Annotated in this window: 18 protein-coding genes, 1 tRNA gene and 1 pseudogene; 13 read left to right on the top strand and 7 right to left on the bottom strand. The window is 74.9% G+C overall.

Annotation, left to right across the window (positions count from 1 at the left end; genetic code table 11):
- The 3 genes from AC3WUG_RS11655 to AC3WUG_RS11645 form a co-directional block, all read right to left on the bottom strand.
- Positions 1–650 (bottom strand): hypothetical protein (locus AC3WUG_RS11655; protein ID WP_492327798.1); only part of this gene is annotated, 650 nt, incomplete at its 3' end.
- A gap of 183 nt (positions 651–833) precedes the next feature.
- A tRNA-Gly gene (locus tag AC3WUG_RS11650) sits at positions 834–904 on the bottom strand.
- Positions 905–1026: 122 nt separating this feature from the next.
- Positions 1027–3519 carry a glycoside hydrolase family 94 protein gene (locus tag AC3WUG_RS11645; RefSeq protein WP_492327797.1) on the bottom strand — a complete coding sequence of 831 codons (2493 nt, stop codon included), beginning with the start codon at positions 3517–3519 and terminating at the stop codon, positions 1027–1029.
- A 209-nt stretch (positions 3520–3728) separates the two neighbouring features.
- Between AC3WUG_RS11645 and AC3WUG_RS11640 the strand changes: the two genes are divergently transcribed.
- The 6 genes from AC3WUG_RS11640 (at position 3729) to AC3WUG_RS11615 (ending at position 9921) form a co-directional block, all read left to right on the top strand.
- Positions 3729–4259, top strand: a complete 531-nt coding sequence (locus tag AC3WUG_RS11640) for a hypothetical protein (RefSeq protein WP_492327796.1) — start codon at positions 3729–3731, stop codon at positions 4257–4259.
- Positions 4260–4419: 160 nt separating this feature from the next.
- A complete protein-coding gene (dcd, locus tag AC3WUG_RS11635; RefSeq protein ID WP_492327795.1) occupies positions 4420–4995 on the top strand; it encodes a dCTP deaminase in 576 nt (191 codons plus the stop codon).
- Positions 4996–5002: 7 nt separating this feature from the next.
- The gene (locus AC3WUG_RS11630; protein ID WP_492327794.1) at positions 5003–6100 is read left to right on the top strand and encodes a hypothetical protein; all 1098 of its coding nucleotides are present in this window, start codon (positions 5003–5005) and stop codon (positions 6098–6100) included.
- Positions 6101–6247: 147 nt separating this feature from the next.
- Positions 6248–7141, top strand: coding sequence for an SDR family oxidoreductase (locus AC3WUG_RS11625; RefSeq protein ID WP_492327793.1), 894 nt, complete (start codon positions 6248–6250; stop codon positions 7139–7141).
- Between the two features lie 13 nt (positions 7142–7154).
- A complete protein-coding gene (locus AC3WUG_RS11620) occupies positions 7155–9050 on the top strand; it encodes a glycoside hydrolase family 15 protein (protein WP_492327792.1) in 1896 nt (631 codons plus the stop codon).
- Between the two features lie 70 nt (positions 9051–9120).
- On the top strand, positions 9121–9921 hold the full coding sequence (locus AC3WUG_RS11615) for an SDR family NAD(P)-dependent oxidoreductase (RefSeq protein WP_492327791.1): 801 nt from the start codon (positions 9121–9123) through the stop codon (positions 9919–9921).
- 49 nt (positions 9922–9970) lie between these two features.
- Here the strand turns inward: AC3WUG_RS11615 and AC3WUG_RS11610 are convergent, their stop codons facing one another.
- The 3 genes and pseudogenes from AC3WUG_RS11610 to AC3WUG_RS11600 all read right to left on the bottom strand — a co-directional run bounded on the left by AC3WUG_RS11610 (position 9971) and on the right by AC3WUG_RS11600 (position 14479).
- Positions 9971–10750, bottom strand: coding sequence for a type II toxin-antitoxin system Phd/YefM family antitoxin (locus tag AC3WUG_RS11610; RefSeq protein WP_492327800.1), 780 nt, complete (start codon positions 10748–10750; stop codon positions 9971–9973).
- Positions 10742–13477: pseudogene (locus AC3WUG_RS11605) on the bottom strand (cation-translocating P-type ATPase); the annotation flags it as partial. The pseudogene AC3WUG_RS11605 and the gene AC3WUG_RS11610, both read right to left, overlap by 9 nt.
- Positions 13478–13960: 483 nt before the next feature.
- On the bottom strand, positions 13961–14479 hold the full coding sequence (locus AC3WUG_RS11600; protein ID WP_492327790.1) for a TetR/AcrR family transcriptional regulator: 519 nt from the start codon (positions 14477–14479) through the stop codon (positions 13961–13963).
- Between the two features lie 83 nt (positions 14480–14562).
- Here AC3WUG_RS11600 and AC3WUG_RS11595 point away from each other — a divergent pair, with 83 nt between their 5' ends.
- A complete protein-coding gene (locus AC3WUG_RS11595; RefSeq protein WP_492327789.1) occupies positions 14563–16113 on the top strand; it encodes an MFS transporter in 1551 nt (516 codons plus the stop codon).
- A gap of 134 nt (positions 16114–16247) precedes the next feature.
- Here AC3WUG_RS11595 and AC3WUG_RS11590 read toward each other — a convergent pair whose 3' ends face one another.
- Positions 16248–18527 carry a heterodisulfide reductase-related iron-sulfur binding cluster gene (locus AC3WUG_RS11590; protein WP_492327799.1) on the bottom strand — a complete coding sequence of 760 codons (2280 nt, stop codon included), beginning with the start codon at positions 18525–18527 and terminating at the stop codon, positions 16248–16250.
- A 309-nt stretch (positions 18528–18836) separates the two neighbouring features.
- Between AC3WUG_RS11590 and AC3WUG_RS11585 the strand changes: the two genes are divergently transcribed.
- From AC3WUG_RS11585 to mnhG, 6 genes are read left to right on the top strand one after another with little or no spacing between them, the layout of a single operon-like run.
- Positions 18837–21938, top strand: coding sequence for a Na+/H+ antiporter subunit A (locus tag AC3WUG_RS11585; protein WP_492327788.1), 3102 nt, complete (start codon positions 18837–18839; stop codon positions 21936–21938).
- The gene (locus tag AC3WUG_RS11580) at positions 21935–22477 is read left to right on the top strand and encodes a Na(+)/H(+) antiporter subunit C (protein WP_147795227.1); all 543 of its coding nucleotides are present in this window, start codon (positions 21935–21937) and stop codon (positions 22475–22477) included. The genes AC3WUG_RS11585 and AC3WUG_RS11580 overlap by 4 nt, the downstream gene beginning before the upstream one ends.
- Entirely contained in the window at positions 22474–24024 is a 1551-nt protein-coding gene (locus tag AC3WUG_RS11575; protein WP_147795228.1) for a Na+/H+ antiporter subunit D, read from the top strand. The genes AC3WUG_RS11580 and AC3WUG_RS11575 overlap by 4 nt, the downstream gene beginning before the upstream one ends.
- Positions 24021–24602, top strand: coding sequence for a Na+/H+ antiporter subunit E (locus AC3WUG_RS11570; protein ID WP_492327787.1), 582 nt, complete (start codon positions 24021–24023; stop codon positions 24600–24602). The genes AC3WUG_RS11575 and AC3WUG_RS11570 overlap by 4 nt, the downstream gene beginning before the upstream one ends.
- Entirely contained in the window at positions 24599–25222 is a 624-nt protein-coding gene (locus AC3WUG_RS11565) for an MrpF/PhaF family protein (protein ID WP_492327786.1), read from the top strand. Before AC3WUG_RS11570 ends, AC3WUG_RS11565 begins: the two co-directional genes overlap by 4 nt.
- Entirely contained in the window at positions 25219–25623 is a 405-nt protein-coding gene (gene mnhG / locus AC3WUG_RS11560) for a monovalent cation/H(+) antiporter subunit G (protein ID WP_492327785.1), read from the top strand. Before AC3WUG_RS11565 ends, mnhG begins: the two co-directional genes overlap by 4 nt.
- Positions 25624–25628: the final 5 nt, after the last annotated feature.

Below are 25628 nucleotides of genomic sequence, written 5' to 3'. Positions count from 1 at the left end.
GCCGCGGTCCGTGGCCGGGCGGCCCCCGGCGGCGCCGTCGCGGCCCTCGCCGCGGGTCGCGGCACCGGTGGGCGCCGCGCGGTCAGCCCGACCCGGAGCCGGTGCGCGATCGTCTCGGCGTGCGTCACCAGGTCCTGGTAGCGCTCCGAGGAGCGGGTGTCGAAGCGGAGCTCGACGGCCTCGCTCGCGCCGGACGGGAACACCGTCCAGATCACCTCGTGGCGCAGCACCCCGTGGCTCCGGAGCGCCACGACCGCCTGGCCCGCGGGCAGCTCCCGCAGGGACGCCGTGTGGTAGGTGACCCGGGTGGCGGTGTGCCGCGAGCGCGCGATCTTCCGCTGCACCCGGTGCAGGTAGGCGGCGGCCGCCTCCGCCCCGACCGGCACCTCGACCAGGATCTCGCACGCGAGGCCGGCGACCACGTCCCCGGTGGGCTCCGGCACCCACGCGCCGGCGCGGACGTGCCGCGCGTTCAGGCCGACGACGGCGCGGTCCACGGCCTCGAGGGCCGAGCGCAGCCGCGCCACGGCGACCGGCCCACCGGCGAGGTCGGCGGCGAACCGCCGGGCGACACGCGGGGCGTCGCCCGGTCGCCACCCGCACCACCGCGGGGGCAGCCGCAGGTCGATGCGGGAGATCTCGTGCTTCATGCGGTCCTTCCGTCGGGCTGGCCCTGGGAAGGTAGGCGGGTGCCGAGCGACCCCCCGGTCGTTGAGTAGGGGGAATCACTCAGACGTGCGTGCAGGCCCGCGACGCGCGACAGGGCGTCCGGGATCCGGCGGGGAACGGCGAAGGGCCAGGCACGGCTGCTGCCGGCCTGGCCCTGTCGGGAGAGCGGGTGACGGGAATCGAACCCGCGCTATCAGCTTGGGAAGCTGAAGTTCTACCATTGAACTACACCCGCGTGACCGTCCCCGGCTGCTCGAGCCGGGCGGTCGACGCGTCCCCCCGGAGGAGGACGCGCGTCCAGCATAGCGGCTCCGGACGCCCGCACACGCAGACGCCCGGAGCGCGCGTCACGCGTCCTCAGACGGTGACCTCCACCCGCACGGTCGTCCCCGCGGGCGCGTAGGGGACGGTCGACCCCTCGACCGGGACCCCGTCGACGACCAGCCGCCCGCGCGCGCCCGGGGCGCCGGCGTTGGTCACGGTGATCTCGTACCGGGCGCCGCGGGCGACCCGGGTGACGCCGAACGACGGCACGTCCGGCCCGATCTGCGGGTCGACCACGAGGCCGTCGTGCTCCGGCCGGACGCCCAGCAGGTACTGGGAGACCGCCACGAAGTTCCACGCCGCGGTGCCGGTGAGCCAGGAGTTCTTGGCCTCGCCGTGCCGCACCGCCTCCTTGCCCGCGATCATCTGCGCGTACACGTACGGCTCGAGCCGGTGCACGTCGGAGATGTCCTCGCGGTACGCGGGCGTGATCCGGCGGTAGTAGTCGAACGCCCGCTCGCCGCGGCCGAGGACGGTCTCGCCGATGATCACCCACGGGTTGTTGTGGCAGAAGATGCCGCCGTTCTCCTTGTAGCCCGGCGGGTAGGTGGAGACCTCGCCGAGCTCGATCTGGTAGCTCGTGTAGGCGGGCGACTGCAGCACCATGCCGTGCGGCGTCGCCAGGTGCTCGCGCACCGAGTCGAGCGCCCGCACCGCGGGGGAGGCGGGGTCGGCCGGGTTCTGGGCGTCGACGCCGATGCCGGCCATGACCGCGAATCCCTGCGGCTCGATCCAGATCTTGCCCTCGGGCGACGCGTCGGTGCCGACCGGGTTGCCGTAGAAGTCGTAGGCGCGCAGGAACCACTCGCCGTCCCAGCCGTGCTCCAGCACCGCGGTGCGCATGGCCTCGATCTCGGTGCGTGCGCGGGCGGCGACGTCGGCCAGCCCGCGGCGCTCCGCGAGCTCGGCGTACTCGGGGCCGATGTGCACGAACATCGCGGCGATGAACACCGACTCGGCCACGCCCCCGGCCTGGTTCTCGGTCGTCTGGAACGACTCGCCCGGCTCGGTGGAGAAGCAGTTGAGGTTGAGGCAGTCGTTCCAGTCGGCGCGGCCGATGAGGGGCAGGCCGTGCGGGCCGCGGTTCGCGACCGTGAACTCGAACGACCGGGTCAGGTGCTCGAACAGCGGGACCTCGGAGCCGGGCTCGTTGTCGAACGGCACCGGCTCGTCGAGGATCCCCCAGTCGCCGGTCTCCTTGACGTAGGCCGCGACGCCGAGGATCAGCCAGAGCGGGTCGTCGTTGAAGCCGGAGCCGATGTCGTTGTTCCCGCGCTTCGTCAGCGGCTGGTACTGGTGGTACGCCGAGCCGTCGGGGAACTGGGTCGACGCGATGTCGATGATCCGCTGCCGGGCACGCTCCGGGACCAGGTGCACGAAGCCGAGCAGGTCCTGGTTCGAGTCGCGGAAGCCCATGCCGCGGCCGATGCCGGTCTCGAAGTACGACGCCGACCGGGACATGTTGAACGTGACCATGCACTGGTACTGGTTCCAGATGTTGACCATCCGGTCGAGCTTGGGGTCCGTGCTCGTCACCGAGTAGGTGGACAGCAGGTCGGTCCACGACGTCCGCAGCGCCTCGAAGGCGGCGAGCGTCTGCTCGGTGGTGGCGAACCGGGACAGCAGGGCGTGCGCGCGCTCGCGGTTGACCCGCTGCATCGCCGGCACCCCGGCGGCCTCGTCGGCCGGCGCCCACTTCTCGTCGTGCGGGTTCTCGACGTAGCCCAGCACGTAGGTCAGCGACCGGCTCTCGCCCGGGGCGAGCGTGACGTCGACCTGGTGCGAGCCGATCGGGTACCAGCCGGACGCGATCGACCCGGTGGACCGGCCGGCGCGCGGCACGTCCGCCTCGCCGAGCCCGTTGTACGGGCCGGTGAAGGAGTCGCGGTCGGTGTCGAAGCCGTCCGCGCGGGTGTTCACGCCGTACACGGCGTAGTGGTCGCGGCGCTCGCGGTACTCGGTCTTGTGGAAGATCGCCGAGCCGTGCGGGCCGTCCAGCTCCACCTCGACCTCGGCCAGCGACAGGTTGCGCTGGTAGTTCGTCTGGTCGTCCTGGGCGTTCCACAGGCAGAACTCGACGAACGAGAACAGCGAGACCGTCTTCTCCGCGTCGGAGGTGTTGGTCAGCGTCACGTGCTGGACCTCGGCGGTCTCGCCGAGCGGGACGAAGAACAGCGTCTCGACGCGCAGGCCGCCGCGCTCGCCCGTGATGCGCGAGTAGCCCAGGCCGTGCCGCGCCTCGTAGTGGTCGAGCTCGGCCTTGACCGGCAGCCAGCCCGGCGTCCACACGTCGCCGCCGTCGTGCACGTAGAAGTACCGGCCGCCCTCGTCGGCGGGGATGTTGTTGTACCGGTAGCGGGTGAGCCGGCGCATCTTCGCGTCCCGGTAGAAGGAGTAGCCGCCGCCGGTGTGCGACAGCAGCGAGAAGAACTCCTCCGAGCCGAGGTAGTTGATCCACGGGTACGGGGTGCGCGGCGTCGTGATGACGTACTCGCGTGCCTCGTCGTCGAAGTGGCCGTACCGCATCGTCGCGCCTTCCGGTCGTCTGTGGGGGCCGCTGCGGGAGCGCTCCCACGCGGCGTGCGTCGGTCAGCGTAGCGCACGGTCGAAACGCTTCCGGCAGGCCCTGGTCCCACGCCGGCCGAGCACCCTGCGGACCCGGAGCGGAGGTCCCACTCACCGCCGGTGACGGGCGTCTACGGTCCCGGGATGCGAGGACACCAGCGGGGCCGGCCGTGACGTCCCACGCGTACGTCGACGAGTCGAAGGCGCACGACTACCTCCTCGCGGCGACGCTCGTGGTGCCGGCGCGCGCCGCTGCCGGACGCGCGGCCGTGCGGGCGCTGGTCCCTCCGCGGCAGTCCCGCCTGCACATGCGCGGCGAGCCTGACCGCCGGCGCCGGCTGATCCTGGCGGCGCTGCTCGACGTCGAGGCCACGACGGTCCTCTACCGCGCCTCGCCGTCCCGTGCCGCGACCCAGGTCGCGCGCCGCCGGGCCTGCCTCGCGCGCCTGGTCCGCGACATCGCCGGGCGGTGCGACCGGCTGGTGCTCGAGTCCGACGAGTCCCAGGACGCACGCGACCGCCGCGATCTCGTCGCCCTCACACGCGAAGCGGGATGCCGACACTCCCTGCGATACGAGCACCTCCGTGCGGCGCAGGAGCCGCTGCTGTCGGTTCCGGACGTCGTGGCCTGGTCCTGGGCGCGTGGCGGGGAGTGGCGCCGTCGCGCGTCCGCGCTCGTCGCCGACGTCGTGGACGTCTAGGCGTGCGTAGGGCCCGAGCGCTCCGTCCTCCGGACAGGGTCTCGGGCCCTCGACTTCCACGAGGATCAGCTCCCCGGGCGATAGCCGCACTCTAGCGAAGCCGCGTCCGGGGACGGAAGCCCGATCTCACCGGCCCCGCCGACCCCGGTACCGTGGTCCCGTGCTGCTCTCCGACCGCGACATCACCGCCGAGCTCGACGCCGGCCGGGTGGTCCTCGACCCCCACGACCCCGCGATGGTGCAGCCGTCGAGCGTCGACGTCCGCCTCGACCGGTTCTTCCGGCTGTTCGACAACCACAAGTACGCGGTCATCGACCCGTCGCAGGACCAGCCCGACCTCACGCGGCTGGTGGAGGTCGACGGCGACGAGCCGTTCGTGCTGCACCCGGGCGAGTTCGTGCTGGGCTCCACGTTCGAGCAGGTGACCCTGCCGGACGACATCGCGGCGCGCCTGGAGGGCAAGTCGTCGCTGGGCCGGCTCGGCCTGCTCACGCACTCGACGGCGGGGTTCATCGACCCGGGCTTCTCCGGGCACGTGACGCTGGAGCTGTCGAACGTCGCGACGCTGCCGATCACCCTGTGGCCCGGCATGAAGATCGGCCAGATGTGCTTCTTCCGGCTGTCGTCGCCCGCGCTCGCCCCGTACGGCTCGGGCGCCACCGGCTCCCGGTACCAGGGCCAGCGCGGCCCGACCGCCTCGCGCTCGTGGCAGCACTTCCACCGCACCCGGGTCTGACCCCGTCGTGACCGCGTCGCTGCCGCCGCTGCCCGAGGTGCCCGCCGCCGCGGGCGTGACGCCGCCGCCCGGGAGGCACCTGCTGGTGCTGCCCGAGGGGGTCGCGCCGGACGAGGTCGACGTGCTGGCCACCAGCCGGTTCCCGGCCGCGCGCTGGGAGCGCCCGCCGCGGGTGCCCTCGGGCCGGCGCGCGTCCGGCGCGAGCCGCACGGCGGCCCCCGCGGCCACCCCCGGGGTGCTGAGGCTCGGGCGGCTGTCGACCCTGACGGGGCCGTTCGCGCTGGAGCCCGCGCAGCTCGCCCGCTGGGGGCTGCCCTCCGACGCGCGGGTCGCCTGGGTCGTCGACTGCCCGCGGGAGCGCGCCGAGCAGCCCGCGTTCGGCGGAGACCGGGACGGCCTGCGCCGCGCGTTCGGGACCGCCGGCCCGGTGCGGGAGGAGCAGCGCGTCGTGCTGTGGCTCGTCGCGGTCGCCCGCCGGCTCGGCGGCGCGCTCCGCGTGGACACCGGCGTGGTGCTGGAGCCGGACATGGACGCGGCGCTCGACCTCACCGTGCTCAGCGACCGCTGGGTGGAGCCCGGGACGGTGCTCGCCGCCGCGCACCGCGTGTCGTCGCGCGCCGCGCTGGACGCGCCCCGGGACCCCGACCCCCGGACCGCCTCGCCGCAGCAGGCGGGCGCGGCGCTCGCCGCCCGGGACCGGGTGGGGGCGGGCGTCGCCGACGCCGAGGAGCGCCGCCGGCTGCACGCCGAGGCCGACGCCTTCGACGCGCACATGCGCGAGAACCCGCCGCCCGCCGAGGCGTTCGGCCTGCAGGTCGACCTCGGGGTCGACGGCATCGTGGTCGTCGAGGTGGCCGCCGAGGTCGAGGTGCCGCAGGTGCTCGCCGGGGTCGACTGGGCGCAGGGCGAGGTCGTGGCGTACCGGGTGCGTTGGGAGGCGCCGGACGTCGAGCAGCTGGAGTCCGAGCGCCCGTCGCTGCCGCACCGGGTCGCTCGCGGGCGCGCGGCGCGGGTGGTGCGCGGGATCGCGCGCGAGGTGCACGCCGAGGTGGGCGGTGAGATCGCCGACATGGCGGGCTTCCTCGTGGACCCGGCGGACCTCTAGCCCCGGGGCCGACGCGACCGCGCGGGAAGCGCTCCTGTTGCGACCCTCCCCACCCCGTCCCACGATGAGTGCGGGTCGACGCCCGCCGGTCTCCACGCCAGGCGGGCGTCGTCTTTCGTATTCACCGCCCAGGACGGAGGACGCCGCATGGCCGACCAGTACACGTTCCAGGACCCGATCGCGCAGTACCCGATGCCCGAGCCGCCGGAGCAGAGCCAGGACGGTCCCGGCCTCGACGCCGACCTGCAGCCGCAGGCGGACCACGGCCAGGACACCTACCGCGGTTCCGGCCGCCTCGAGGGCCGGAAGGCGATCATCACCGGCGGCGACTCCGGCATCGGCCGCGCCGTCGCCATCGCGTTCGCCCGCGAGGGCGCCGACATCGTGCTGTCGTACCTGCCGGAGGAGCAGGAGGACGCCGACCGCGTCGCGGAGCTCGTGCGGGAGGCCGGCCGGAAGATCGTCCTCGCCCCCGGCGACGTCGTGGACCAGGACTACACCCGGTCGCTGGTGCGCACCGCGCTCGACGAGCTCGGCGGCCTGGACACGCTCGCGATCATCGCCGGGCGCCAGCAGTACGTCGAGGACATCACCGAGCTGACCCCGGAGTCGTTCGACGAGACCTTCAAGACGAACGTCTACGCCCTGTACTGGCTGGTCCAGGAGGCGGTGCCGCACCTGCCGAAGGGCTCCAGCATCATCACGACGTCCTCGATCCAGGCGTACCAGCCGGCCCCGATCCTGGTCGACTACGCCACGACGAAGGCCGCCATCAACACGATCTCGAAGGCGCTCGCCGGCCAGCTCGCGCCGAAGGGCATCCGGGTCAACGTCGTGGCGCCGGGCCCGATCTGGACGCCGCTGCAGACCGCGGGCGGCCAGCCGCCGTCGGCGCTGCCCGAGTTCGGGCAGCAGACGCCGTACGGCCGCGCGGGCCAGCCGGCCGAGCTCGCCCCGGCGTACGTCTACCTGGCCTCCCAGGAGTCGAGCTACGTCAGCGGCGAGACGCTGAACGTCAACGGGGGGATGCCGACCCCGTGACGGCGACCCGCGGATGACGGAGCAGCCGGGCCTCGAGAACCTGGACGGCGACGCCGGCACGCGCACGGAGGGGTCGGGTCACGCGGCCGCGGACGAGCCGCGCGACCCGACCCCCCGCACCGGCGGCTACGTCGACCTGCGCGCGTACGCGGTGCTGGGGGACGGGCGGACCGTCGCGCTGGTCGCGGACGACGGCCGGGTGGACTGGTTCCCGGTCCCCGACCTGGACACGCCGCCCGCGTTCGCCGCGCTGCTGGACGCGGAGGGCGGCGGCTACGTCGAGCTCGCGCCCACGGTGCCGTACCGGCTGCGCCGGCAGTACGTCGTCGGGACGAACGTGCTGGTCACGACCTACGACACCGACGACGGCCGGGCGCGGGTCACGCAGGCGATGAACACCGGCGTGGCCGGGCGCCTCCCGTGGAGCGAGCTCGCCGCGCGGGTGGAGGGCCTGTCCGGCTCGGTGCCGATGGCCTGGCGCGTGGCACCGGGCACCGTGCTCGGCACGGCGTCGCCGTGGGTGCAGCGGACGGTCCAGGGCCCGGTGCTCCGGGTCGACGGCGTGACGCTGACCGTGCGCACGCTCGGCGAGATGACGACGGTCGTCGACGACCAGGCGTGCACGGGTGCGTTCGAGGCGACCGCCGGGTCGCGGCACCTCGTCGCGGTCGCCGGCACCGAACGCGAGCCGGTGATGCTGCCCGATCCCGAGGACGTCGACCGCGGCATCGACCGGACGGTCGACAACTGGCGCGCCTGGACCCGGGAGTTCCACTACGACGGGCCGTGGGGCAAGGCGGTGCAGCGCAGCGCGCTCGCGCTCAAGCTGCTGCTGCACGAGCCGACCGGGGCCATCGCCGCGGCGGGCACGACGTCGCTGCCCGAGAGCCTGGCCGGCGGCAAGAACTGGGACTACCGGTACGCGTGGGTCCGGGACGCCGCGTACACCCTCGACGCGTGGATCGGCTTCGGCCTGCGCGAGGAGGTGCACGCCGCCATCTCGTGGACGCTGCGCACCCTGCGCGAGCACGGGGTGCAGATCTTCTTCGGGCTCGACGGCTCGCTGCCGCCCGAGCCGGAGCGGCACCACGTGCCGGGCTGGCGGGGGATCGGCCCGGTCGTCGCCGGGAACCGCGCGGACGGCCAGCTGCAGCTCGGCGTCTACGGCGACGTGCTCGCCGTGGTGCGCGGGTACGTCGACGCGGGCAACCTGCTGGACGCGGAGACCGGCCGGCTGCTGGCCGGGGTCGCCGACGAGGCCGCGGACGCCTGGCACCGCCCCGACGCCGGCATGTGGGAGCTCACCGAGGAGCGCCACTACACCTCGTCCAAGCTCGGCTGCTGGCAGGCGCTGCGGTGCGCGGTGCACCTGGCGGAGCTCGGGCAGATCCCCGGCGAGCCCGACCGCTGGCGCGCCGAGGCCGACCGGATCGCGCGCTGGGTCGGCGAGCACTGCTGGTCCGAGGAGCGCGGGGCGTACCTGATGCACCCCGGCTCCGACGCGCTGGACGCCTCCGTGCTGCTGCACGCGCGCAGCGGCTTCGACACCGGTGAGCGCATGAGCCGCACCGTCGACGCCCTGCGCGCCGAGCTGGGCTCCGGGCCGCTGCTGCACCGGTACACCGGCATGCCCGAGGAGGAGGGCGCCTTCGTCGCGTGCGCGTTCTGGGGCGTGTCCGCGCTGGCGCTGGTGGGGCGGACCGACGAGGCGGCGCGGTGGATGGCCGAGCTGCTCGACCTCGCGAACGACGTCGGCGTGTGGCCCGAGATGGTCGACCCGGCGACCGGCGACTTCCTCGGCAACCTGCCGCAGGCCCTCAGCCACCTCGCGCTCGTGCAGGCCGCCCTGACCCTGGCCCCCGCGCTGCGCGACGACCCGCCGCGAGACGACCACGACGCGGCGGGCTGACCGCACCGCCGCCCCGCACCACCGGCGTCGGCCGACCGGCCGGCGCCGCCCCGCACCCGAGGAGGACCCCATGGACCTGGGCATCACCGGCCGCGTCGCGCTCGTCACCGGCGGCGACTCCGGCATCGGCCTCGCCACCGCCCGCCTGCTGCTCGACGAGGGCGCCCGCGTCGTGCTCACCGACCAGGACGCGTCCGCGCTGGAGCGGGCGGTCGCCGACCTCGGCGCCGGGCCGGACCGGTTGGTGCCGGTGCTGGCCGACCTGACGGTGCCGGCCGAGGTCGAGGCGCTGGTCGCCCGGGCGCGGGACGCGTTCGGCGCCCCGGAGATCCTGGTGCACGCCGCCGGGGTCACGGGCGCGCAGGGCCTGTTCCACGAGATCGACGACGCGGGCTGGGCCCGCACGATCGAGGTCGACCTGCTCGCCGCCGTCCGCGTCGTGCGCGCCGTGCTCGGCCCGATGCGGGAGGCGGGCCGCGGCCGGATCGTGCTGCTCGCCTCGGAGGACGGCGTGCAGCCCTACGTCGACGAGCTGCCCTACTGCGCGGCCAAGGCCGGCGTGCTCTCGCTGGCGAAGGGGCTGTCGAAGTCCTACGGCGCCGAGGGGGTGCTGGTGAACGCGGTGTCCCCCGCGTTCATCGCCACGCCCATGACCGACGCGATGATGGCGAAGCGCGCCGAGGAGCGCGGCACGGACCGGGACGAGGCCATCGCGTCGTTCCTGGACGAGGAGCGCCCGGGCATGGTGCTGAAGCGGCGCGGCGAGCCGGAGGAGGTCGCGTCGGTCATCGCGTTCCTGGTCTCCGACCGCGCCACCTTCGTGACGGGCTCGAACTACCGGGTCGACTCGGGCTCGGTCGCCACGATCTGACCGGGCGACCCGGGCCGGGCAGCTCCGCGCGGAGCCGCCCGGCCCGGGGTCACGCCTCCCGGTCGACGGTGCCGAGCTGCTCCGTCGGGTCCGCCGGGGCGCGGCGGGAGCGACGCCGGGGCGGGTCCGCCGGGCCCGCGGCCGGCTCGTCCTCGGCGGGCACCGGGTCGAGCACGATCGTCGCGTCCGTGGCCGCCGGCGGCTCGGGCTCGGTCGGGCGGGTGCTGACGCGCGTCGGCACCGTGGGCTCGGGTCCTGGTCCGGGCACGGGCTCGGGCTCGGGCCGTGCCCCGGGCGTCGGCCAGGACGTCGGTGGCGTCGCGGGCGCGCCGGGGGTCTCGGCGACGTCCGCGGCCGGTCCCGGGGCGTCGGGCGCGGGGACGTCCGGCACGGGGACGTCCGTCGCCGCGTGCCGCCCGTCGCCGGGCGCCTCCCCGGTGACCCCGAGCGGCGCGCCGAGCGCGTCCTGACCGCCCGGCGCCGCCCCCGCGATCGGCGCGCCCGGCTCCCCGGGCGGCGTCAGCTGGATCGCCGTCGTGCTGACGTTCGCAGCGACCGTGGCGCCCGCGGCGGCCCCGCGCCCGCTGGTCCGTCGCGCCACGCCCGCGACCGCCACGATCCGCGCCACCGGGCGCCCGTCGCGGGTGAGCGTGACCTCGTCGCCGTGCTCCACGGCGTGCACCAGCTCGGGGAGCCGGCCGGCGGCGTCGTCCAGCGCGACCCCGCCCGGGACCGGGGCGGCGTCGACGTCGACCGGCTCGCCCTCGGCCGCGCCGTCCCCGCCCGTCCCGTCGTCGGCGCCCGGTCGGGCGGCGCGCCGCGCGTCCACCGTCCGGCTGACGGCCTTCATGCCCTCGGCGAGCAGGAACACGAGCACCGCGAAGCCGAGGGTCAGCGCCCACTCGCGCGGACCGATCGGCGCGGAGTCGAACCAGGTGTTCATGAACGGCACGTAGGTGAACACCAGCTGCAGCGCGATCAGCGCGCCGGTCGCGATCCACACCACCCGGTTCCCGCGGAGCACGCGCAGCGTCAGGCTGGACTCGCCCAGGAACCGGCAGTTGAAGAGGTACGCGAGCTGCCCGAGGGCGAGCATCGTGACCGCCGTCGTCTGCGCCACCGCGTAGTCGGTGCCGCGGGCCCGCTCGATGAAGAACACGGCGAGGGTCGCGCCGCCGATGATCAGCGACACGATCACCACCTGCCGCAGCGACCGGCCGGAGATGACGGACCCCCCGGGTGCGCGCGGCGGCCGGGACATCACGCCGGGCTCCGCGGGCTCGTAGGCGAGCGCCAGGGACAGCGTCACGGCGGTGACGAGGTTGACCCACAGGATCTGCACCGGCGACAGCGGCAGGGTGAGGCCGAACAGCACCGCGACCAGGATGACCAGCGACTGCGCACCGTTGGTCGGCAGCAGGAACACGACGGACTTCGCGATGTTGTCGTAGATCCGCCGCCCCTCCTCGACCGCCCGCTCGATGGTGGCGAAGTTGTCGTCCGCGAGGACGATCTCGGCGGCCTCCTTGGTGGCCTCCGTGCCCTTGATGCCCATGGCGATGCCGACGTCGGCGCGGGTCAGCGCCGGCGCGTCGTTCACGCCGTCGCCGGTCATGGCGACGACCTCGCCGTGGGACTGCAGCGCCCGCACGATGCGGATCTTGTGCTCCGGGCTGGTGCGCGCGTAGACGTCGACGTCGCGGACCCGGGAGCGGAGCTGCTCCTGCGTCATCGCCTCGAGCTCCGCCCCCGTCAGCGCCGGGACGTCGCCCTCCGGGGCGGCGATGCCGAGCTCGCGGGCGATGGCGGTCGCGGTGCCGACGTGGTCGCCGGTGATCATCTTGACCCGGATGCCGGCGCGGTGGCAGTCGGCGATCGCCTTGACCGCCTCGGGCCGCGGCGGGTCGACGATGCCGAACAGGCCGAGGAACACCAGGCCGCCCTCGACGTCGTCCGCGTCGAGCGCCGTGGTGCCGTCGGCGACCGGTCGCTCGGCGGCCGCGAGGGTCCGCAGCCCCTGCCCGGCGAGCTCGTCGATGACGGCCTCCCACCGGGCGAGGTCGAGCGGGACGGTGCTGCCGTCGGCGGCGCGCTGGTGGCTGCACCGCTCGAGCAGGCGGTCGGGCGCCCCGACCACGTGGATCCGCGTGCCGGCACCGGGCACCCGGTCGAGCGTGGCCATGTACTTGGTGGCCGACTCGAAGGGCAGGGCCGCGACGCGCTCGACGTCGCGGACGTCGACCTCCGCCTTGAGCGCCACGGTCGCGATCGCGCCCTCCGTCGGCTGGCCGACGACCCGCCACTGCCCGGCGTCCTGCACGACGCGGGCGTCGTTCGCCGCCGCCGCGGCGGTCAGCAGGGCGGCGAGGTCGCCGTGCGCGGTGACCGGCGCGTGCCGGCCGTCGAGCGTGATGCGGCCCTCGGGCGCGTAGCCCAGGCCCTCGACCTGGTAGGTCCCGGCGGCGGTGACGACGGTGCGGGTCGTCATCTCGTTCTTGGTGAGCGTCCCGGTCTTGTCGGAGCAGATCGTGGTCACCGAGCCGAGCGCCTCGACGGCGGTGAGCTTGCGGGTGATCGCGTTGCGCCGCGCCATCTGCTGCACGCCCAGCGCGAGCGTCACGGTGACCAGCGCGGGCAGGCCCTCGGGCACCGCCGCGACGGCGAACCCGATGGCCGCCGAGATGAGCTCCGGCACGTCCCAGTCGTGGATGACCCGGCCGATGACCAGCATGAACGCCGCCATCCCCAGGATGCCCAGCGACAGCGTCCTGCCGAAGGCCGCGAGCTTGCGGGACAGCGGGGTCTCGAGGTCGTCCACCTCGGCGATCAGCGACTGGATCCGCCCGATCTCGGTACCGGCGCCGGTCGCGGTGACCACGCCGACGCCGGTACCGACCGCGACGATCGTGCTGGAGAACAGCATGGACGCCCGGTCGCCGACGCCGGCGTCCGCGCCGACGGCCTCGACGTGCTTGGCGGCGGGCACCGACTCGCCGGTCAGCGCCGCCTCCTCCACCTGCAGGTTGGTCGCCTCGAGCAGGCGCAGGTCGGCGGGCACCCGGTCGCCCGAGCGCACCCGGACGACGTCGCCGGGCACGAGCGTCTCGGCGTCCACCTCCTGCCACTCCCCGTCCCGGCGGACCTGCGCGTCGAGCGACAGCATCGTGCGGATGCCGTTCAGCGCGCGCTCCGCCTGCCCCTCCTGGAGGAAGCCGAGGGCGGCGCTGATCACGGCCACCGCGAGGATGACGGTGAAGTCGACCCAGTCGCCGAGCAGCGCCTTGAGCACGGCCGACGCGAGCAGGATGTAGATGAGGATGTCGTCGAAGTGCCCGAGCAGCCGGCGCAGCCAGCTCTTGCCCTGCGGCGCGGGGAGCCGGTTGGGACCGTGCTCCTCGAGCCGGCGTGCGGCTTCGGCGTCGTGCAGCCCGGCCGGCGCGCTGCGCAGCTCGGCGAGCACCGCGTCCGGGGCCTCGGCATAGGGCCGGGCACCAGCGGGTGCGCTCGCGGCGGCTGGGCTCGCGGGCGAGGGCGTCGTGGGGGCTGAGGTCGTCATGTCACCACCTGACCGATCGGCGTCCGAGTCATGGTGGCACGCCGCGTCCCCGTCCACCGAGCCGACGGGCGGGCCGCGAGCGGCTGCGGCACCGGATCGCGCGCGTGATGCCACGGCCGTCGAGCGGCTCCGTCGGGACGTGGGTCCCACGGCGCGGGCGGGTGAGGCGGCCGCGCGAGGTTTAACGCGGAGTTCACCCGGCGGGGGTGCGCTGCGCGGCCCGAGACCGCAGGATGGCACTCCGGAACGGATCGAGGGGGTAGTCATGGAGATGACGACGAACGACCAGCAGGCGTCGGACACCGAGTTCGACGAGGTGCGCTGGACGAGCGTGAGCAACCCCCGGCGCGTGCGGATCTGACGCGCCGGACCCGTCCCGCCCCGTGTCCTCCGCACGGGGCGGCACACCGCTTCCGACGGCCCCGTGGCTCCCGCCGCGGGGCCGTCGTCGTGCTCGGGGCGTGAGCCGGCGCGCCTGACGGGTCAGGCGCGGGCGCGCAGCCGGCCGAGCACGGCCCGGGCGTCGGCGAGCGCGGTGTCGTCCCGCACCCCGGTGACCGCGTTGTAGTACATGCCGTCGCCGACCAGCTGGACCACGTGCGCGAGCGCCGGGTCGCCGAGCTCGTCCGCCAGCGCCTCGAACCAGTGCCGCCGCAGCTCGTCGAGCACCGCGGTCGCGTCGTCCCCGGCCTCGTCGGCGAGCCGCGCGGACGCGATCAGCGCGCGGTCGAGCGGGCCGCCGGACTGCTGCGACTCGCGCAGGTAGTACTCCGCCGCGCCCTCGGGGGCGGCGCGCATCGCGGCGACGTCCGCCTGGCCGAGCTCCGCCAGGCGCTCGCGCTGGCCCTGGACCAGCGCCGCCTTGCTGGGGAAGTGGTAGAGCAGCCCGCCCTTCGACACCTCGGCCGCGGCGGCGACGGCGTCCAGGGTGGCGGCGCGGGGCCCGTGCGCGATCAGCAGGCCCTCGAACGCGTCGAGGAGGCGGTCGCGGGTCGCGGACATGGGAATGACCGTACCGGCCGTGACGCTTTACCGTCCAGACGGTACAGTAGCCGTCGGTTTCCCCGAACGAACGAGGTCGCGTCATGTCCGCCCCGGTCACCACCGGTCCCACCGCCGCCGTCCCGGCGGCGCTCCTGCACCGCGGTCGCCCGGTCCGCCCCTGGGCCGTGCTGGTCGTGCTCATGCTCCCCGTGCTGCTCATCTCCGTGGACAACACGGTGCTGAGCTTCGCGCTGCCCTCGATCACCGCCGCGCTCGGCGCCTCGGGGTCGGAGCTGCTGTGGATCGTCGACGCGTACCCGCTCGTGCTCGCGGGCCTGCTGGTCCCGATGGGCAGCCTCGGGGACCGCGTCGGGCGCAAGCGCCTCCTGATGATCGGCGCGACCGGGTTCGCGGTCGTCTCGCTGCTCGCCGCGTGGTCGACGAGCCCGGCGATGCTGATCGCCGCGCGCGCCGCCCTCGGCCTGTTCGGCGCGACGCTGATGCCCTCGACGCTGTCGCTGATCCGGAACGTGTTCCTCGACCGCGCGCAGCGCCGGCTGGCCATCGCCATCTGGGCATCGGGGTTCGCCGGTGGCGCGGCGCTCGGCCCGATCGTGGGTGGCGCGCTGCTCACGCACTTCTGGTGGGGCTCGGTCTTCCTGCTCAACGTGCCGGTGCTGCTCGTGCTGCTGCCGCTCGCCGTCGCGCTGGTGCCCGAGTCGAAGGACCCCGCGCCGGGCCCCCTCGACCCGTGGAGCAGCGTGCTCGCGCTCGCCACGATGCTGCCGCTGGTCTACGCGATCATCGCGTCCGGCGAGCACGGCCCGACGCCGACGACCGCGGGCGCGGTGCTCGTGGGCCTGGTCGCCGGGTGGGCGTTCGTCCGCCGGCAGCGGCGGCTGCCGTCGCCGATGCTCGACGTCCGGCTGTTCACCAACCCGGTGTTCTCGGGGGCCGTGTCCGCGAACCTGCTGTCGGTGCTCGGGTTCTCCGGCCTGCTGGTCATCGTGTCGCAGTTCCTGCAGCTCGCCGCCGGGCTCAGCCCGATGGACGCGGGCCTGGTGCTGGTGCCGGGGCTCGCCGCGTCGGTGACCGCGGGGCTGCTGGCCGTCCGGCTGGTGCGGTACGTCCGCCCCGGCGTGCTCATCGGGTCCAGCTTCCTGCTGGCCGCCGTCGGGTACGGCGTGCTGACGCTGGTCGGCGACGTGCCGACGCCCGTGACCGTCGCGGTGACGTTCGTGATCATGGGCCTGGGCGTCGGCCTGGCGGAGACGCTGACCAACGACCAGATCACCACGGCCGTCCCGCCGGAGAAGGCCGGTGCGGCGTCCGCCATCTCCGAGACCGCCTACGAGCTCGGCACCACGCTCGGCGTCGCGATCCTGGGCTCGGTGCTCAACGCGACGTACCGCGCGCGGGTCGCGCTGCCCGACACGCTCACCGCCGACCAGGCGCACGCCGCGGGCGAGACCCTGGGCGGCGCGTCCCGCGTGGCCGGCGAGGTCGGCGGCGGTGCCGGCGAGGCGCTGCTCGAGTCCGCGCGGCTGGCGTTCGACGCGGGCACGCAGCACGCCGCCGCGGTCGGCGCGGTGGTGGCGGTGGGCGCGGCGGTCGTCTCGTTCGTCACCCTCCGCCGCGCGACGGCGCTCTGACGCCCGTCCCGCCCGCACGCTCTCGCACGCGCCCGCCCGCCCGCGCACCCTCGTCGAGTCTCCGAACCTCGCCTCTGCCCGCACGCCCTCGCGCAGACGCGTCGTGGAGACTCGGCGGAGGGGTGCGCGGGGCGTCAGCGGGCGGCGCGGACGCGGTCCAGGAGGAGCAGGGCGATGTCGGTGACCTCCGGGACGCCGACCGCCGCGCGGTCGACGTCGCCCGGCGTGCCGCCCGCTCCCGCTCCCGCCGCCCCCGCGCCCGCCGCCGCGGCCCCGGCCGCCGCCACGCCGTCGGTCAGCATCACCGTGCAGTAGGGGCACGCGGTCGCCACGACGTCCGCGCCGGTCGCGATCGCCTCCTCCGCCCGCGCGGTCCCGATCCGGGTGCCGATCGACTCCTCCACCCACATCCGCGCCCCGCCGGCGCCGCAGCAGAACGACCGCTCCCGGTTGCGCGGCATCTCGACGGCCTCGACGCCGGGCAGCGCGGCGAGCAGCTCGCGCGGCGGCTCGTAGACCTCGTTGTGCCGGCCGAGGTAGCAGGGGTCGTGGTAGGTGACCCGCTGCTGGGCGTCCCCGGCGTCCGGCGCCGCCACCGGCGTCAGCCGGCCCTCGCCCACCAGCCGGTCCAGCAGCTCGGTGTGGTGCACGACGTCGTACCGCCCGCCGAGCTGCGGGTACTCGCGGGACAGCGTGTTGAAGCAGTGCGCGCAGGTGACGACCACGGCGCGCGCCTCGGCGGCGGCCAGCGTCTCCACGTTCGCCGAGGCGAGCATCTGGTACAGCACCTCGTTGCCCGCGCGCCGGGCCGGGTCGCCGGTGCAGCCCTCGCCGTCGCCGAGCACCGCGAACGTCACGCCCGCGGTGTGCAGCAGCTCGGCGACGGCGCGCGTCGTGCGCTTGGCCTTCTCCTCGTACGCCCCCGCGCAGCCGACCCAGAACAGGTAGTCGACGTCGGCGGCCGTGGCGACGTCGGCCCCGACCACCGGCACGTCGAACGGCAGCCCCTTGGCCCAGTCCAGCCGCTGCCGCGCCGGCAGCCCCCACGGGTTGCCGCGCCGCTCGAGCTTCGTGAACGTCCCGCCGAGCTCCGCGGGGAACGCCGACTCCATGAGGGTCTGGTACCGCCGGATGTCGACGATGGTGTCGACGTGCTCGATGTCGACGGGGCACTGCTGCACGCAGGCGCCGCACGTGGTGCACGCCCAGAGCGCGTCCGCGTCGATCACGCCCGAGGCGACCAGGTCGACGTCGACGTGCCCGGGCTCGACCTCGGCGCCGGCGCGCGCGGCCCGCAGGTACGGCGCGGTCGCGGCCGCGTGGTCCCGCAGCGCCAGCGTCAGCAGCTTGGGGGACAGCGGCTTGCCCGTGGCCCACGCCGGGCACTGGTCCTGGCACCGCCCGCACTCGGTGCAGGTCGAGACGTCGAGCAGCTGCTTCCAGGTCAGGTCCTCGACGGCGCGGGCGCCGAGCCGGGCGTCGTCCGGCAGGTCCTCCAGCGCCGCCACGTCCAGCGCGACGCCGCCGACCCGCACCGGCTCCAGCGGACCGAGCGCCGGCGCGCCCGTCGCCGAGCGGCGCGCGTAGACGTTCAGCACGGCCAGGAACCGGTGCCAGGCGACGCCCATCGTGGGCTGCAGGCCGACCACGACGAACCACGCCGTCGACACGAGGATCTTCACGGTGGCGCACAGCACCACGGCCGCCTCGACGGCCGCGGTCGACGCCCCGGACCACAGCCCGCCGATCCACGCGGTGGTGGGGAAGTGCCAGGCGCTCGCGAGGGCCGAGCCGTCGCGCACCGCGAGCTCGTGCTCCAGGCCGCGGAGCAGCAGCACGGCGAGCACGACGAGCAGCACGGTCGCCTCGACGACGACGGCCTGCGCCGTGCTCGACCCGAAGAACCGGGACCGCCGCTGCGGGAGCGCGTGCGGCTCGGCGACCGGCCCGGACCCGTCGCCGGTCCCCGCTCCCACGGCGGCCACGGCCCGCGCGGGCGTCGCCGGCAGCCCCCGCGGCGTCCGGCGCACCCGCACCGCGATCAGCGCGAGGATCCCGGCCAGCGAGAGCCAGGCGATCCCCTCGGTGAGCCACTCCCACGGCGCCAGGTGCCCCAGCAGGGGCAGCGCCCACCGCGGGTCGACCACCTGCGCGTACCCGGCCACCAGCGTGAAGAACAGGACGGGGAACGACACCATGACGACCCAGTGCGCGGCGCGCACCACCGGGGTGTGCTGGAACCGGCCGTGCCCGACCATCTCCCGCACGACGAGCCACGCCCGCCGGCCCGCCGGCCGGAGCCGACCGGGCGCCGGGCGCCCGACCCGGATGGTGCGGGTGAGCCGCCGTGCGCCGAGAGCGAACGTCGCGACCCCGACGACGGTGGCGACGAGCACCACGACGAGGCAGGTCATCCGCAGCAGGTCCACGCGATCACGCTAATCGTCCCGGCCGCCGGGGCCCGCGACCGGAGGTCCCGGGTGAGGTCCCAGCCCCTGTGCGCCCCGTCGTGCTGAGCCATCACTTGATAGAGTCCAGGTAATCCCTCGACCACGGTCGGCCTCCGCACGCTTGCGTGCGCCGCGTCGCCGTGCGTCCCTGTACCTGCCCGCTGACAACACCACAGTCGTCGAACCGCCGCGGGCGAGCCTCAGGGCCACCGTGGGCCCCGGGTCGGCGCGACCGACCGACCGACCACCCGCCCACGACAGGACGGAGCGGACGTGCTGCAGCTCCTCGCGGTGCACCTCGTCGCTGCCCTGGTCGCGCCCGCGCTCGTCGCGTGGATCGGCCGCAAGGCGTTCTGGGTGCTCGCGCTCGCCCCCGCCGCGGTGGCGGTGTGGGCGCTCTCCCTCACCGGCCGTGTGCTCGACGGCGACGGGCCCACGCAGGTCGTGCAGTGGATCCCCGGCCTCAGCATGGAGCTCTCGTTCCGGCTGGACACGCTGTCCTGGCTGATGACGCTCCTGGTCGGCGGGGTCGGCGCGATCGTCCTGGTCTACTGCTCCGCGTACTTCAAGGCGGGCGCGAGCGGGCTCGGGCGCTTCAGCGGGGTGCTGGTCGCGTTCGCCGGCGCGATGCTCGGCCTGGTCACGGCCGACGACACGCTGCTGCTGTTCGTGTTCTGGGAGCTGACGACGGTCTTCTCCTACCTGCTCATCGGGCACTACCACGAGCGCAAGGCCAGCCGCCGGGCGGCGATGCAGGCCATCGTCGTCACCACCGCGGGCGGCCTGACGATGCTCGTCGGCGTGATCCTGCTGGGCGAGGCCGCGGGCACGTACCGGATCTCCGAGACCCTCGCGAACCCGCCGCACGGCGCGATGGTGACCGCCGCGGTCGTCTGCCTGCTGGTCGGCGCGATCAGCAAGGCCGCGCTCGTCCCGACGCACTTCTGGCTGCCGGCCGCCATGGCCGCTCCGACGCCGGTGTCCGCGTACCTGCACGCCGCCGCGATGGTGAAGGCCGGCGTGTACCTCGTCGCGCGGTTCGCCCCGGCGTACTCCGAGCTGCCGGCCTGGCGCTGGATGGTCGTGGTCCTCGGCGGCGGCACGCTGCTGCTCGGCGGCTACCGCGCCCTGCGCCAGCACGACCTCAAGCTGATCCTCGCGTTCGGCACGGTCAGCCAGCTCGGCCTCATCGTGCTGCTGGTCGGCTACGGCACGAAGGCGACCGCGCTCGCGGGGCTCGCCCTGGTCGGCGCCCACGCGATGTTCAAGGCCGCCCTGTTCCTCGTGGTCGGCGTCGTCGACGCCGCGACGGGCACCCGCGACCTGCGCCGGCTGTCCGGCGTCGGGCGCGCGCTGCCGATCACCGCGGTCGCCGGCGGCCTCGCCACGCTGTCGATGATCGGCGCGCCGCCGTTCGCCGGGTACGTCGCCAAGGAGGCCGCGCTCGAGGCGCTGGGCCACGGCGGCCACCCGCTCGACCTGGTCGTCCTCGTGCTCGTCGCGGTCGGCTCGGCCCTCACGGTCGCGTACGGTCTGCGGCTCTGGTGGGGCGCGTTCGCCACCAAGCCCGTGCTGTCGCCCGCCGCGGTGAAGGCGCTCACGCTCGCCCGCGAGGCCCGGGCCGCGAAGGGCGAGCCGGGCGCGCGCGACGAGCGCAGCGTCCCCGAGCTCGACGCCCCCGCGGAGGACGACCGGGCGGTGCCCGCCGCCGTCGGCCGCCCGTCGCTGCTGCTCGTCTGGCCCGCGCTGCTGCTCGCGGTGCTCGGCCTGGCCGTCGCGCTGGTGCCGTCCTTCGGCGAGGAGCTGCTCGCGCCCCAGGCCGACCTGTACCCCGAGGGCGAGCCGGGCCACCTGCTCCTGTGGGGCGGGTTCACGCCGACGCTGGCGATCACGGTCGCCGTGCTCGCGGTCGGCGTGCTGCTGTTCCTCTTCCGCGCGCCCGTCGAGGCCGCGCAGGCCGCGGTGCCGCACGTCCCCGAGGCCGACCGGATGTACCGCCGGTTCATGCGCCGGCTGGACGACGTGGCCGCCGACGTCACCGCGATCACCCAGCGCGGTTCGCTGCCGTTCTACCTGGGCGGCATCCTCGTGGTGTTCGTCGTGACGGTGGGCGTCCCGCTGATCCGGTTCACCTCGCTGCCGACGGAGACCCGCGCCTGGGACCGCCCGGCGCAGCTCGTCATCGGCGCGTTCGTCGCGGTGGCCGCCGTGCTGGTCGCCCGCGCGCGCCGCCGGCTGAAGGCCGTGATCCTGCTCGGCGTCTCCGGCTACGGCATCGCCGCGCTGTTCCTGCTCCAGGGCGCCCCGGACCTCGCGCTGACCCAGGTGCTGGTCGAGACCGTCACCCTCGTGGTGTTCGTGCTCGTCATGCGCCGGCTGCCCCCGTACTTCTCCGACCGGCCGCTGGTGGCGTCCCGCTGGGTCCGGCTCGTCGTGGCGCTGTCCGTGGGCCTGACGGTCGGCGCGCTCGCGCTGATCGTGCCGAGCGCGCGCATCCACATCCCGGTGTCGGTCGACTTCGCCGAGGAGGCCTACTCCTTCGGCGGCGGCAAGAACATCGTCAACGTGACGCTGGTCGACATCCGCGCCTGGGACACGATGGGCGAGATCTCGGTGCTGCTGGTCGCGGCCACCGGCGTCGCGTCGCTCGTGTTCCTCCGCAAGCGGTCGGGCGCGATCTTCCGCGCCGGCGACGCGCCCGAGCACCGCGCGGTGTGGGGCAGCGAGGACGACCCCCAGGCCGCGCTGCGCAGGCCCGTCGAGGCGCGCGCCGGCTACCAGCCGCGCGAGTGGCTGCGCGCGGGCCGGACCCTGGCCCCGCGCCGCCGGTCCGTGGTGTTCGAGGTCGTGGTCCGGCTGCTGTTCCACACGATGATCGTGTACTCGCTGTTCCTGCTGTTCTCCGGGCACAACGCCCCGGGCGGCGGGTTCGCGGCCGGCCTCGTCACGGGCATCGCGCTGATCGTGCGCTACCTGGCGGGCGGCCGGTACGAGCTCGGCGAGGCGGCCCCGGTGCAGCCGGGTCTGCTGCTGGGCAGCGGCCTGTTCCTGTCGGCGGGCGTCGGCCTGGGCGCGCTGATCTTCGGCGGCACCGTGCTGCAGTCCTGGATCATCGACGTCTCGCTGCCGCTGATCGGCGACCTCCACCTGGTGACGTCGCTGTTCTTCGACGTCGGCGTCTACCTCGTGGTCGTCGGCCTCGTGCTCGACATCCTGCGCAGCCTCGGCGCCGAGATCGACCGCCAGGCCGAGCAGGACGGCGACCCCGAGGCGGTCGGCGGCGACGCCGAGCCCGCCGAGGAGGTCCGGGTGGACGCGGTGGCCGCCGGCCGCGTCGCCCCGCAGCACCACGACGACCGGGAGGGCCCGCGATGATCGACATGAGCCCGAACCTGGTCCTGGTCGGCCTGATCGTCGTCCTGGTGACCGCCGGCGTGTACCTGCTCCTGGAGCGCAGCCTGTCCCGGGTGCTGATCGGGGTCGTCCTGATCGGCAACGGCGCGAACCTGCTGTTCCTCGTGGCGGGCGGCGCCGCCGGCCGGCCACCGATCGTCGGGCTGGAGCTCGAGCGCGACATGGCCGACCCGCTGCCGCAGGCGATGGTGCTGACCGCCATCGTCATCACCCTCGGCATGACGGCGTTCCTCCTCGCGATGGCGTACCGCTCGTGGCAGCTGCACCGGCACGACGAGGTGCAGGACGACGTCGAGGACCGCCGCATCGCCCGGCTCGCCGCCCGCGACGAGCGCGCCTTCGAGGACGACGACACCGAGGAGTCGACGACCACCCTCGACGAGGAGGCCGCCGAGACCCGCGACGAGACGGACGAGGGCGAACCCTCGCCGGCCGGCGTCGGGGGCGCCGCCGGCGAGCACGACCGACCGACCGACGACCGCGGGGAGGGCAGCCGATGACCGAGTACACCTGGCTCGTGCCGCTGCCCGTCGTCGTCCCGCTGTTCGGCGCCGGCCTCGCGCTCGCCCTGTACCGGCGGCCGCGGCTGCAGCGGATCATCAGCGTCATCGCGCTCAGCATCGTGCTGGTCGTCGCCGCCACGCTCCTGGTCCTCGCCGACGACGGCCCGCTGGTGGTCGACATCGGCGGCTGGGCCGCCCCGGTCGGCATCGACCTCGTCGCGGACCGGCTGTCGGCCCTCATGCTCACGGTCTCCGCCGCGGTGACGCTCTGCGTCCAGCTGTACTCGCTGGCCCAGGGCGAGGCCGACGGCGACGAGGCCGCGCCGGTCTCGATCTACCACCCGACGTACCTGATCCTCGCCGCGGGCGTCGCCAACGCGTTCCTCAGCGGCGACCTGTTCAACATCTACGTCGGCTTCGAGATCCTGCTGGCCGCCTCGTACGTGCTGCTGACCCTCGGCGGCACCGGCGAGCGCATCCGCGCCGGCAGCATCTACGTGGTCGTGGCGCTGCTGTCGTCGCTGCTGTTCCTCATCGCGATCGCCCTCACCTACGCGGCCGCGGGCACGGTCAACCTGGCGCAGCTCGCCGAGCGGCTGCCGGAGATCGACCCCGGGGTGCGGCTGCTGCTCCAGGTGCTGCTGCTGCTCGCGTTCGGCATCAAGGCGGCGATCTTCCCGCTGTCCGCCTGGCTGCCCGACTCCTACCCGACGGCGCCCGCGCCGGTGACGGCCGTGTTCGCCGGCCTGCTCACCAAGGTCGGCGTCTACGCGATCATCCGCACGCAGACCCTGCTGTTCCCCGAGGGCCGGATGGACGACGTCCTCATGTGGGCGGCGCTCGCCACGATGGTGGTCGGCATCCTCGGCGCGGTGGCGCAGGACGACCTGAAGCGACTGCTGTCGTTCACGCTGGTCAGCCACATCGGCTACATGCTGTTCGGCATCGCGCTGGCCTCGGAGGCCGGCTGGTCCGCGTCGATCTACTACGTCGCGCACCACATCATCGTGCAGACCGGGTTGTTCCTGGTCGCGGGGCTCATCGAACGCCGGGGCGGGTCCACGTCGCTCGACTCGCTCGGCGGCCTGGCCAAGCTCGCGCCGGTGCTGGCCATCCTGTTCTTCATCCCCGCGATGAACCTCGGCGGCATCCCGCCGCTGTCCGGGTTCCTCGGCAAGGTCGGGCTGCTGCAGGCCGGCGTCGCCGACGGGTCCTGGCTCGCGCTGACCCTGGTGGTCGGCGGCGTGGCGACCTCGCTGCTGACGCTCTACGCGCTCATCAAGGCGTGGAACAAGGCGTTCTGGCAGACGCCGCCCGAGCCCCTGCCGGACGCCACGCTGCCCAAGGGCATGGTCGGCTCCGCCGCCGCGCTCGTCGTGCTCGGCCTCGCGCTGACCGTCGGGGCCGGCCCGCTGTACGGCTACGCCGAGCGCGCCGCCGGGGCGCTGGCCGACCGGTCCGTGTACATCCAGTCGGTGCTGCCCGAGGGCGGCCGCGGCTCCGGGGAGTCCGTCGACGTGGCGCACGGGGGTGACGACGCGTGAGCCTGCACCCGCGCCGGAAGAAGCTGGCGACCCAGTGGCCGACGATGGTCTGGCTGGTCGTGGTCTGGGTGCTGCTGTGGGGCGACCTGTCGCTCGGCAACGTCCTGGCCGGGGCCGTGATCGCGGTCGCCGTCACCGGGCTGCTCCGGATGACGCCGATCGACTTCCACGGCACCGTGCGCCCCTGGCCGCTGCTCGTGCTGGTCGGGCGGTTCGCCTGGGACCTGCTGCACGCGTCCGTCGAGGTGTCCTGGGTCGCCCTGCGGCCCCGGCACACCCCGCGCGGCGCCGTGATCGGCGTCCAGCTGCGGAACCACTCCGACCTCTACCTGACCATGACGGCCGAGCTGTGCTCGCTGGTGCCCGGCTCGCTGGTCGTCGAGGCGCACCGGCTGACGGGCATGCTCTACCTGCACGTCCTCGACGTCGAGCAGTCGGGCGGCGTCGAGCGCGCCCGGCAGAACGTGCTCGACCAGGAGGAGCGGGTGCTGCGCGCGTTCGCCTCCGACGACGAGCTCCGCGAGGCGGGCCTGCTGCCCGGTGGCCGGTCGTCCCGACGCCAGGAGGTGCGCGCGTGACCGCGGTCCTGCTGATCTGCGCCGCGCTGCTGACCGCCGCCGGCGTGCTCGCCCTGATCCGCGCCGAGCGCGGGCCGTCGATGCTGGACCGGACGGTGGCGCTCGACATCATCGTGACGGTCGTGGTCGCGGCGGTCGCGCTCTACGCCTCGGCCGAGCGGCGCACCGACGTGGTGCCGATCCTCGTGGTGCTGTCCCTGGTCGGCTTCGTCGGCTCGACCACCATCGCGCGGTTCGCGTCCGTCGAGCCCGCCGGCGAGGGCCGGGTGCGCACCCGGGAGGAGATCGCCGCCGAGGAGGCCGAGCGGATCCGCGCCGAGGAGGAGGCCGAGCAGGCCCGCCGCGCGCGCCGGGCCCGCGAGGCCGAGGGGGCCGCGACCGACGCGCCGCGCCCCGCGTCGGACCCGGAGGAGGTGCGCGCCGAGCACGCCGCGCACGGCGACGAGGCCCGTCGTGCCGAGGTGGTCGCCGACGAGGACCGGCGCGACCACGGCGACGAGCCGCACGTGGACGAGCACGGGCCGGGCGAGCACCGGCGGGACGACCTCGAGGCCGACGACGCGGCCGTCGACCAGGACGCCGCCGCCCGCGGCGCGCGCGACGAGGGGAGCGACCGATGAGCTGGGACTGGGACGTGGTCGCCGACGTCGTGGCCTCGATCTGCCTGATCGGCGGGGCGCTGCTCGCCCTCGCCGCCGGCGTGGGCGTCCTGCGGTTCCCCGACCTGCTGTCGAGGATGCACGCGGGGACGAAGCCGCAGGTGCTCGGGCTGATCCTGGTGCTGATCGGGCTGTCGCTCCGGCTGCGCTCCGGCGGGGCGGTGTGGGCGCTGGTGCTGGTGGCCCTGTTCCAGATGCTGACCGCGCCGGTGGCGGCGCACCTGGTCGGCCGGGCGGGCTACCGCACGGGCAAGGTGCGCCGGGACCTGCTGGTCGTCGACGAGCTGACCGAGGCCCAGGACGTGGCCACGCGGCGCGGCACGCCGCCCGAGGACGCGCCGGGCTCGGGCGACCGGGGCTGACGGAG

The sequence above is a fragment of the Cellulomonas sp. EB106-03-03-XG116 genome, from assembly GCF_058792015.1.
Note: the sequence above shows the minus strand (reverse complement) of the source record. Positions and strands in the feature narration are given on the sequence as shown.